This is a genomic window from Pantoea wallisii, assembly GCF_002095485.1.
GTDB classification, from domain to species: domain Bacteria; phylum Pseudomonadota; class Gammaproteobacteria; order Enterobacterales; family Enterobacteriaceae; genus Pantoea; species Pantoea wallisii.
The window spans coordinates 16442-27723 of record NZ_MLFS01000062.1; the positions used below are offsets into that span (position 1 = coordinate 16442).

Below are 11282 nucleotides of genomic sequence, written 5' to 3' on the forward strand. Positions count from 1 at the left end.
TAAGGGTAACAGTAAGGGGTTGAAATGCGGATTTATGCACGCTGGGTAGGTGCGCTGCTGCTGAGCACGCTGGCGCTGAGCGCCTATGCCGAAGCCGAACGGGGCTGGCAGCCCATCAATGAAACCATTCGTAAAAGCGATCACGATCCGCGCAGTTATCAGGCCATCACCTTAAGTAACGGCATGACGGTGCTGCTGGTCTCCGATGCCGCAGCACCGAAATCGCTGGCGGCACTGACATTACCTATCGGTTCGCTTGACGATCCTGACCAGCAGCCGGGGCTGGCGCACTACCTGGAGCACATGGTACTGATGGGATCAGCGCGCTATCCGCAGCCGGATAACCTGGCTGAATTCCTGAAAAAACACGGCGGCAGTCACAATGCCAGTACCGCATCCTACCGCACCGCGTTCTATCTTGAAGTGGAGAACGATGCGCTGCAACCGGCGGTTGATCGTCTGGCGGATGCGATAGCTGAACCGCTGCTCGATCCCGTTAACGCCGATCGCGAACGTCATGCGGTTAACGCCGAACTGACCATGGCACGCTCGCGTGACGGCCTGCGCATGGCGCAGGTGGGCGCGGAGACCCTGAATCCGGCTCATCCGGCTTCGCGTTTTTCCGGCGGTAATCTCGAGACGCTGAGTGATAAACCCGGCAGTAAACTGCATCAGGCGTTGCTGGATTTCTACCACAGCCACTATTCAGCCAACCTGATGAAGGCGGTGATCTACAGCAACCAACCGCTGCCGGCGCTGGCGGATATCGCCGCCAGTACCTTCGGTCGCGTGGCCAACCATCAGGCCAGCGTCCCGGTGATTAACGTACCGGTGGTGACCGATGCGCAAAAGGGCATTATTATTCATTACGTGCCCGCTCAGCCACGCAAGCAGCTGAAAATTGAATTTCGTATCGCGAACAACAGCGATAAGTTCCGCAGCAAAACCGATACGCTGATTGGCTATATCCTGGGGAATCGCAGTAAAAATACCCTGAACGACTGGCTGCAGCAGCAGGGGCTGGCGGATGGCGTCAATGCCGGCGCCGATCCGATGAGCGAGCGTGACAGTGGTGTATTTGCCATCTCTGTCTCCCTCACCGATAAAGGCCTGGCGCAGCGCGATCGGGTGGTTGCCGCCGTATTCAGCTATCTCAATATGCTGCGTAACCACGGGATCGATAAGACCTATTTTGATGAGGTCTCACACGTGCTGGCGCTGGATTTCCGTTACCCGTCGATCACGCGCGATATGGATTACATAGAGTGGCTGGTGGATACCATGCTACGCGTACCGGTTGATCATACGCTGGATGCGCCGTACATGGCCGACCAGTTCGATCCTGTTGCCATCCGGTCGCGCCTCGCCGATATGACGCCTGAAAATGCGCGTATCTGGTACATCAGCCCGCAGGAGCCGCATAACAAACAGGCGTACTTCGTGAATGCGCCATACCAGGTCGATAAAATCAGCGCCGCACAGTTCAGCACGTGGCAGCAGCTTGCCGCGCCGATCACGCTGGCGATGCCGACGCTCAATCCTTACATTCCTTCGGATTTCTCCCTCATCCTGCGGAGAATAGACGCTTTGATCATCCGGAAGCGCTGACCGAAGGCGACAGCATGCGCATCTACCGTATGCCCAGCCAGTACTACGCCAGCGAACCCAAAGCGGCAATTACCCTGGCGCTGCGTAATAAAATGGCGATTGGCGATGCGCGCCAGCAGGTGCTGTTTGGCCTTAATGACTATCTCTCCAGCCTGGCGCTTGATGAGCTCAATTCACAGGCCTCAATTGGCGGGATCAGCTTCTCTACGGGCGAAGATGATGGCCTGGTGTTTAACGCCAGCGGCTTTACGCAGCGCTTACCGGAGCTGCTGAAAAAGCTGGTGGAGGGGTATGCCACGTTCCAGCCGAATGCGCAGCAGCTGGCGCAGGCAAAATCCTGGTATCTTGATCGGCTGGAAGCCGCAGAGAAAGGCAAGGCCTTCGAGCAGGCGATTCAACCGATGCAGATGCTCTCGCAACTGCCTTACACCCAGCGCGAGGCGCGACGCAAGCTGGTTAACGATATCACCCTTAAAGAGGTCACTGATTATCGTGATGCGCTGATTCGCCATGCCACGCCGGAGATGATGGTGGTGGGTAACCTGTCCGCTGAGCGCGTTACCCAACTGGGTAAGGATCTTAAACAGCAGCTGCAGAGCGACGGGCGTGACTACTGGCACAGCGACTACGTTGTGGTTGATAAAGCCAGCAGGGCGGATCTGCAAAAAGCGGGTAGCAGCACGGATTCCGCGCTGGCCGCGCTGTATGTCCCGCTCGGCTACAGCGAATACCAGAGCATGGCCAATAGCACCATGCTGAGCCAGATTGTGCAGCCGTGGTTCTACAACCAGCTGCGAACCGAAGAGCAGTTGGGGTACGCAGTGTTCGCTTACCAGATGCCGATTGGCCGCCAGTGGGGCATTGGCTTCCTGCTGCAAAGCAACAGCAAACCGCCCGCTTATCTGCTGCAGCGTTTTCAGGCCTTCTATCCGCAGGCAGAGCAGCGACTGCGTTCGATGAAGCCAGAGGATTTTGCGCAGTATCAGCAGGCGATGATTAACGATCTCAGGCAGCGCCCGCAAACGCTGGATGAGGAGGCCAATCGCTATAACCGGGACTTCAATCGCCAGAACTTCGCTTTTGATACGCGGGATAAAGCTATTGAGCAAATTCAGCAGCTGACGCCAGCCGGCCTGGCGGATTTCTTCCATAAAGCGGTGCTGGAACAGCAGGGCATGGCGATGATTTCGCAGGTGGGCGGGAGCCATGAGGGTGACAGCAAAGAAGATTATGCGCAGTTGCCGGGCTTCACCCGCTGGGATGAGCTGTCTAAGCTACAACAGTCACTCTCTGTAGAGAGCGATAAACCATGAGCCAGCACACTGAATCGCTCAATCCTTTGACGCTGCCGCTGCGCGGTGAGCGCCTGATTGAGGCTTCAGCCGGTACCGGCAAGACCTTTACCATTGGCCTGCTCTACCTGCGTCTGCTGCTCGGGCTGGGCGGGTCAAACGCCTATGCGCGTCCGCTTTCGGTCGAAGAGATTCTGGTCGTCACCTTTACCGAAGCGGCGACGGCGGAGCTGCGCGGGCGTATTCGTGAGAATATCCACGCGCTGCGCCTCGCCTGCCTGCGCGGCACCAGCAGTAATCCGGTACTGTTGCAGCTGCTGGCTGAAATTCCGCAGCCTGACGATGCCGCTTCGCTGCTGCTGGCCGCCGAGCGCCAGATGGACGAAGCCGCGATTTTTACCATTCACGGCTTCTGCCAGCGCATGCTCAATCTCAACGCCTTTGAGTCCGGCATGCTGTTTGAACAGCGCCTGATTGAAGATGAGCAGCATCTGTTACGCCAGGCCACGGCAGACTTCTGGCGTCGTCACTGCTACCCGCTGACGCTGGATATTGCCAGAGTTATTGTTGATGAGTGGCTCGGACCCGAACAGCTGCTGGCTACGCTGCGGCCCTGGCTGCAAGGCGAATCGCCGCGGCTGCGTTTGCCGCCGGCCGATAGCGAAACCCTGGCTTCGCGGCATGAAGAGAACATGTCGCGTATCGCAGCGATGAAAGCGCAGTGGCTGGCGGTAGGTGATGAGGTGCTGGCGCTGGTCGGGCAATCAGATGTTGATAAGCGCAGCTACAGCAGCAAAAACCTGCCGGTATGGGTGAGTAAAGTGACCCACTGGGCGCAGAGCGAAACGCAGAACTATCAGGTTCCGCCAGAGCTGGCGCGTTTTGGCCAGCAAGTGCTGGATGAGAAAACCAAAAAAGGGACGCCGCCGCAGCATGCTCTCTTTGCTGCCATTGACGCCTTTCTTGCTCAACCGCTGTCACTGCGTGATGTGGTGATTGCACGCGCGCTGGTGGAAGTGCGCCGCGCAGTGCATAAAGAGAAACGTTTACAGGCGCTGCTTAGCTTTGATGACCTGCTCAGCCGGCTCGATGATGCGCTGCAACAGCCGGGCGGTGAAGCGCTGGCGCAGGCGATCCGTCAGCGCTTTCCGGTGGCGCTGATTGATGAGTTTCAGGACACCGATCCGCTGCAGTACCGCATCTTTCGCACGCTCTACATCCATCAGCCCGGGCATGCGCTGCTGCTGATTGGCGACCCTAAACAGGCGATTTACGCCTTCCGCGGCGCGGACATTTTCACCTATATCCGCGCACGGGGTGAAGTTAGCGCTCACTACACGCTCGATACTAACTGGCGCTCCTCGCCGGCCATGGTCGACAGCGTCAATCAGCTGTTTATGCGCCTGCCGGCACCGTTTCTTTTCGCAGACATTCCGTTTTTGCCGGTTAACTTTGCGCCACCGAATCAGCAGCTGCACCTGAGCATGGCCGGAGAGCAGCAGGCAGCGCTGCGCTTCTGGCTTCAGCCGGGCGACGGGGTCAGCGTGAGTGAGTATCAGCAGCATATGGCGAAGCAGTGCGCAGCGGACATCAGCCGCTGGCTGCAGGCCGGACATCAGCAGCGCGCGATGCTTGGCAAAGCCGCTGCGCTGCGGCCGGTCCAGGCATCGGATATCACTGTGCTGGTGCGTAGCCGGAACGAAGCCAACCTGATTCGCGAAGCGCTGAATCAGCTGGGCATTCCCTCGGTCTATTTATCAAACCGCGACAGCGTTTATACCACGCCGGAAGCGCGCGAGCTGTTGTGGCTGCTACAGGCGATTCTGGCGCCCGAACAGGAGCGCATGCTACGCACGGCGCTGGCAACCTCGCTGTTTGCCTTCGACGCCGCGCAGCTCGATGCCCTGGATCATGATGCCCGCGGCTGGGATGAACTGGTTGATACCTTTGCCCGCTGGCAGCAGCTGTGGCATCAGCGCGGCGTGCTGCCGATGCTGCGGGAGCTCATGCTGGAGCGTCAGCTGGCGGAGAATATGCTGGCGTCAGAAAATGGCGAGCGCCGGCTGACCGATCTGCTGCATCTGGGTGAGCTGTTGCAGGAGGCGGCCGCGCAGCTGGACAGCCCCCATGCGCTGGTGCGCTACCTGGCGCAACAGATTGCCCGGCCGGACAGCCAGTCCGCCAGCCAGCAGCTGCGCCTGGAGAGCGATCGCCATCTGGTGCAGATCGTGACTATCCATAAATCTAAAGGCCTGCAGTATCCGCTGGTGTGGCTGCCGTTTGCTGCGGGCTTCCGTGAAGCGGATATCGCGCTGTATCACGATCGTGAAGATTATGCCGCCGTGCTGGATCTGCAGAATGATGAGCAGTGCCTGGCGCTGGCAGAGCAGGAGCGGCTGGCAGAAGATTTACGCCTGCTGTACGTCGCGCTGACGCGTTCGATCTATCACTGCAGCATCGGCATTGCGCCGCTGTTTCGCGGCACGCGCAAAAAAGAGGGCACAACGGATCTCCATAAAAGTGCGCTCGGTTTCCTGTTGCAGCGTGGTGAAGCGGCAAGCGCCGCGCAGCTGACAGCGCTGCTGGAGGAGATCGCTACAGCGGGAACCGAGATGGTGCTTGCGCAGGCGCTGGAAACCCCTCGCTGGCAGGAGGCCCCGATAGCGGACAGCGAACTGCGTGCCCGTGCGGTGACGCGCGCGCTGGCTGAATCCTGGCGCGTCACCAGCTATTCTGCCCTGCAGCAGCACAGTAGCCAGCGTCTGCTTGACGTCATGCCTAACTTTGACGTTGATGCCGCCGGCGAAGAGCAGAAGGAGGCCGCGCTGGAGGCGGCGCTCACGCCGCACCACTTCCCGCGCGGTGCCGCTCCCGGTACCTTCTTGCACGAACTGTTTGAATCGCTGGATTTTACCCAGCCGCCCCCGGCAGAAAAGCTGGAGCAGCAGCTGCAGCAGAACGGTTATCCACTGCACTGGCAGCCGATGCTGAGCGACTGGATTGCCCGCGTGGTGAGCACGCCGCTGAATGCGCAGGGCATTCAGCTCAGCGGGATTCGTCCCGCGGATCGCCTGATCGAGATGGGTTTCTATCTGCCTATTGACGGCCTGCTGACCGCAGCCGGGCTGGATGCGCTGGTGCGCCAGGATGCGCTCTCGCGGCATGCACCTCCGCTCGATTTCCGTCAGGTGCAGGGGATGCTGAAAGGATTTATCGACCTGGTATTTCGCTGGCAGGGAAAATATTATCTGCTGGATTACAAATCCAACTGGCTGGGTGACAGCCACGAGGCGTATACGCCGCAGGCCATGACGCAGGCGATGATTGACCATCGCTACGATTTGCAGTACCAGCTGTATACCCTTGCGCTGCATCGATATCTGCAGCACCGCGTACCGGATTACCACTATGAGCAGCACTTTGGCGGGGTATTCTATCTGTTCCTGCGCGGCATGGATGGCAGTTCGCCGGATAATGGCGTATTCCACACCCGGCCCACTTACGACTTTGTTTCACAATTAGATAGCCTGTTTCGCGGGCAGGGAGCAACAGCATGAGTCCCATCAGTGCGCTGTTAGAACAGGCGGTAACGTTGCGCTTACTGCGCGCGCTGGATATTCAGTTCGCACGGCTACTGGCTGATGATGATCGGCCGGCACACATGCTGGCAGCGGCCTGCCTGAGCGCCGAGGCCGGCGACGGGCATGTCTGTTTACCGCTGTCACAGCTGACGCAAGAGCGCTTGTTCAATGGCCGCCATCCCGAGCTGGCACACGCCATCTGGCAGGCTGCTGGGGCGCCGCTTGACTGGTCAACGCTACTGGCAGACTGGCATGCTCTCAGCGCCAGCGAGCGGCCCGCGCCGGTAGTACTGAGCGGCGATCGTCTTTATCTGCATCGGCTTTGGCATAATGAGGGCCACGTGGCGCGCTTCTTTCAGCCACAGGTTGCTCCACAGCAGTTTGCGCCGCAGCAGATACGCGCCGTGCTGGATGAGCTGTTCGGAACCCATGCAGAGGACTGGCAAAAAATTGCGGCAGCTGTGGCGCTAACGCAAAAAACCGCAGTGATCTCCGGCGGCCCTGGCACCGGGAAAACCACCACCGTGGCGAAACTGCTGGCGGCCCTCATACGCTTAAGCGACGGCAGTTTACGTATTCAGCTTGCGGCGCCCACCGGCAAAGCGGCCGCGCGCCTGACCGAATCGCTCGGCAAAGCGTTGCGCGATCTGGCCGTTGACGACGCGGAGCGGCAGCGCTTTCCGGCGGAAGCCACCACGCTGCACCGTTTACTCGGCGCGCAGCCGGAGACGCAGCGTCTGCGCTACCATGCGGGCAATCCGCTGCACCTTGATGTGCTGGTGGTTGATGAGGCCTCAATGGTCGATCTCGGTATGATGGCGAACCTGATTGCCGCCTTGCCGCCGCAGGCGCGGGTGGTGTTCCTGGGCGATCGCGACCAGCTGGCCTCAGTGGAGGCCGGTGCGGTGCTGGGGGATATCTGCCGCTGCGCCGAAGCGGGTTACAGCCCGGTGCGCGCCACCCAGCTGACCGTGCTGACCGGTTGCGACATTGCCGGTAAAGATGATGCGGTTGCGCCACCGGTACGTGATGCCATCTGTCTGCTGCGGAAAAGCTACCGGTTTGATGCACACTCCGGCATTGGCCAACTGGCCGCTGCGGTAAATGCCGGCGATACCGAAGCCGTTGAAGCGGCATTTCGGGGCGCATTCAGCGATATTTCGCGTCAGCCGCTCAATGACGCTGAAGCGTACCAGTCGATGCTGGCGCAGATCGCCGAAGGCTACCGTCCGTTCCTGCAGCTGATTGCACAGCGCGCCGAGCCGGCGGCGATTATTGCCGCCTTTGCGCGCTATCAGCTGCTGTGTGCTCTGCGCGAAGGGCCGTTTGGCGTGCAGGGGCTGAACCAGCGTATAGAGCAGAAGCTGATGCAGATGCAGCTGATCCGCCGCCCGCCCGGCGGCAGCCGCTGGTATCAGGGACGGCCCGTGATGGTGACGCGCAACGACAGCGCGCTCGGGCTGTTTAACGGCGATATTGGTATTACGCTGCTTGATGACGAAGGGCTGCTGAAAGTATTCTTCCCGCTGCCTGACGGCACCATCAAAGCGGTGCAGCCAAGCCGCTTACCGGCACACGATACGGCCTGGGCAATGACCGTACACAAGTCGCAGGGGTCGGAATTTGAGCATACCGCGCTGGTTATGCCTGCGCAGTTCCTGCCGGTATTAACGCGCGAACTGATTTATACCGCCATCACCCGGGCGCGTAGCCAGCTGACGCTATACAGCGAGGATGGCGTGTTCCATCGCGCGGTGCAGCTGCGAACGCAGCGGCGCAGCGGATTGCTGGATCGGTTAGGCGGGGAAGGGTAGGGAGAGGCGTCAACGGAAGAGCGCGGCAGAGGATAACACCGGACCTGTCCAGGGGCGGACCGTAAGGCCGCCCACTAAACACTGCCGCATCTGACTGAAAATTATCGCAAATCCGCCATCAGCACCTTCGAGCGGCGCTGGTAGTTATACATCTGCTGCTTGCTCTCTGGCAGTGACTCAATATCCACCGGTGTAAAACCACGCTCCTGGAACCAGTGAATGCTCCGGGTCGTCAGCACAAACAGCTTCTTCAACCCCATCTGGCGCGCCTGCAATGCCACGCGCTCCAGCAGCAGCTCACCGCGTGATGAGCTGCGATAATCGGGATGCACGGCGACGCAGGCCATTTCACCGATTTGCTCATCCGGGAACGGGTAGAGCGCAGCGCAGGCGATGGTCATATTGTCGCGCTGAATAATGGTGAATTTATCAATCTCCATCTCCAGCTGCTCACGGGAGCGGCGCACCAAAATACCCTGCTGCTCCAGCGGGCGAATCAGCTCAAGGATGCCGCCAATATCGTTAATATTGGCGCGACGAATCTGCTCAGCCGACTCCATTACAATCTGCGTACCGATACCGTCACGGGAGAACAGCTCCTGCAGCAGCGCGCCATCCTCCTGATAGCTAATCAGATGGCTGCGGCGTACGCCGCTGCGGCAGGCTTTTACTGCGCCGCGCAGAAAACGTACGGTGCCGGAGAGAAAATCGCCGTCGCTCTCCATCTCATCAATACGCGCCTGGGCTTCATTCGGGAACAGCTCCGAAATAATGGTGCCTTCACGGTTGGTGACGCCCTGCTCGGAGCAGAAGCCAATCATCTTTTCCGCCTTTAGCTTGATCGCCAGTTGCGTTGCCACCTCTTCAGACGTCAGATTGAAACTCTCGCCGGTTACCGAGACGGCCACCGGACCGAGCAGCACGATAGCATCATTGTCCAGCTGGCGATGGATCGCTTCCTCATCGATACGGCGGATACGGCCGCTGTGGCAGTAATCTACGCCATCGTCCACGCCCAGCGGTTGCGCAATAATAAAGTTACCGCTGACCACATTGATATGCGCGCCCTGCAGAGGCGTGTTATTCAGGCTCATCGAGAGCCGCGCGGTGATATCAAGTTGCAAACGGCCTGCCGCCTGTTTCACCAGCTCCAGCGATTGCGCATCCGTTACACGCGTATGCTTGTGGTAAACCGGCTCCAGCTGTTGCTGCGCCAGGCTGGCATCAATTTGAGGACGCGCACCGTAAACCACCACCAGACGAATGCCAAGACTATGCAGCAGGCCGATATCGTTAACGATGCTGGAGAAGTTTTCGTGCTCGATGGCCTCGCCACCCAGCATGATGACAAAAGTCTTGTCACGGTGGGCATTAATATAGGGAACGGTATGGCGAAAACCCTGAACCAGTTCGGTACTGCGTTCCTTCACGGCAAATCCTCAATGAATGATTATTCGTAATTTGTGTATTTTTATGCTCTTTTGCCGTTTATTGCAAGCTTCGGACCTGACGTTACTTTACGATTTTCCTGATGCAAGGTACGCTAACAGCCTGCATTATCTGGTTTTTCCGGCAAGACAAGACATTCCTCATTGAATAAAGTTTTCGCCTTCTTCTCGTCAACTGACGATATTTTAGACATAACACAGCAGTTGGAGCGGCATGTCCGAATCTTTTACCCGAAGACGACTTTTACAAGGCGCAGGCGCACTGTGGCTGCTTAGCGTTACACGCACTGGCATGGCGGCCAGCCGGCACATCGTTGCCGTACGCATCTGGCCCTCCTCAACGTACTCACGCGTGACGCTTGAATCGAACGTAGCGCTGAAGTACAAGCAGTTCACGCTGAGCAATCCGGAACGCCTGGTTATTGATATCGAAAACCTGCACATCAACAGCGCGCTGAAGGGCATTGATAAGCTGGTACGCGTTGACGATCCCTATATCAAAACCGCGCGCGTTGGCCAGTTTGATCCCACCACGGTGCGCATTGTGCTGGAGCTGAAACGCAGCGTTGCGCCGAAAACCTTTACCCTCGATCCGGTCGCCGGCATTAAAAATCGCCTGGTGGTGGATCTCTATCCCAGCCAGGGATCGCACGAAGAAGATCCGCTACTGGCGTTGCTGAAAGATTACAACCAGGGCGAGCTGGAGCGCGACCAGCCGGCCCAGGCGCCGCTGCCGGGGAAAGCCGGACGCGACCGGCCCATTATCATCATGATCGATCCGGGGCATGGCGGTGAAGATCCCGGCGCGCACGGCAAGTATAAAACCCGCGAAAAAGACATTGTGCTGAAGATTGGTCGCTATCTGAAAGCGCTGATCGATAAAGAGCGCAACATGAAAGCCTACATGACGCGCAACGAAGATGTGTTTATCCCGCTGCGCGTGCGGGTAGCGAAAGCGCGTAAGCAGCGCGCCGATCTGTTTGTTTCCATTCACGCGGATGCCTTCACCAGCCGTGCTGCGCGCGGCTCCTCCGTGTTTGCGCTTTCAACCAGCGGGGCAACGTCTGCGGCGGCGCGCTTCCTTGCGCAGACGCAGAACGAAGCGGATTTGATCGGCGGGGTTAGCATGAGCGGCGATCGCTATCTCGACCACACCATGTTCGATATGGTGCAGCGCCAAACCATTAGCGACAGCCTGAAGTTCGGTAAAGAGGTGCTTTCACGCATGGGGCATATCAACCATCTGCATAAACGCACGGTTGATCAGGCTGGATTTGCGGTACTGAAAGCGCCGGACATCCCATCCATTCTGGTGGAAACCGCGTTTATCAGTAATGTCGAAGAGGAGCGCAAACTGCGCACGCCGCGCTACCAGCATCAGGTGGCGGAAGCCATTCTGCACGGTATCAAAGCGTATTTCGAAAAAGGTGGCGTGTTGGCACGTCGCTAAGGCAGGGCGGCAGGGATGCCGCTTTTTACTAACGCCAGAAACAAAAAAACACCCGTTAAGGTGTTGTCATGTCTCTTCTGAAGAAGAAG

General features: G+C 58.7%; 4 protein-coding genes and 1 pseudogene. 4 read left to right on the top strand and 1 reads right to left on the bottom strand.

The features are described from left to right. Window positions 1-24: 24 nt before the first annotated feature. The 3 genes and pseudogenes from ptrA (at window position 25) to recD (ending at window position 8295) form a co-directional block, all read left to right on the top strand. Window positions 25-2921: pseudogene (gene ptrA, locus HA48_RS18250) on the top strand (pitrilysin). Beyond that, a complete protein-coding gene (gene recB, locus HA48_RS18255; RefSeq protein WP_128602589.1) occupies window positions 2918-6457 on the top strand; it encodes an exodeoxyribonuclease V subunit beta in 3540 nt (1179 codons plus the stop codon). Before ptrA ends, recB begins: the two are co-directional and overlap by 4 nt. Then, window positions 6454-8295 carry an exodeoxyribonuclease V subunit alpha gene (recD, locus tag HA48_RS18260; protein WP_128602590.1) on the top strand — a complete coding sequence of 614 codons (1842 nt, stop codon included), beginning with the start codon at window positions 6454-6456 and terminating at the stop codon, window positions 8293-8295. The genes recB and recD overlap by 4 nt, the downstream gene beginning before the upstream one ends. A 101-nt stretch (window positions 8296-8396) precedes the next feature. Here the strand turns inward: recD and argA are convergent, their stop codons facing one another. Then, window positions 8397-9725, bottom strand: a complete 1329-nt coding sequence (argA, locus tag HA48_RS18265) for an amino-acid N-acetyltransferase (RefSeq protein ID WP_128602591.1) — start codon at window positions 9723-9725, stop codon at window positions 8397-8399. 232 nt (window positions 9726-9957) lie between these two features. Here argA and amiC point away from each other — a divergent pair, with 232 nt between their 5' ends. Further along, the gene (gene amiC / locus HA48_RS18270; RefSeq protein WP_128602592.1) at window positions 9958-11193 is read left to right on the top strand and encodes an N-acetylmuramoyl-L-alanine amidase AmiC; all 1236 of its coding nucleotides are present in this window, start codon (window positions 9958-9960) and stop codon (window positions 11191-11193) included. The last annotated feature ends 89 nt before the right edge of the window (window positions 11194-11282 follow it).

Bases quoted from the DNA above. Each gene is read 5' to 3' on its own strand.
- recD (WP_128602590.1), top strand. From the start codon at position 6,454: ATGAGTCCCATCAGTGCGCTGTTAGAACAGGCGGTAACGTTGCGCTTA.
- amiC (WP_128602592.1), top strand. From the start codon at position 9,958: ATGTCCGAATCTTTTACCCGAAGACGACTTTTACAAGGCGCAGGCGCA.
- recB (WP_128602589.1), top strand. From the start codon at position 2,918: ATGAGCCAGCACACTGAATCGCTCAATCCTTTGACGCTGCCGCTGCGC.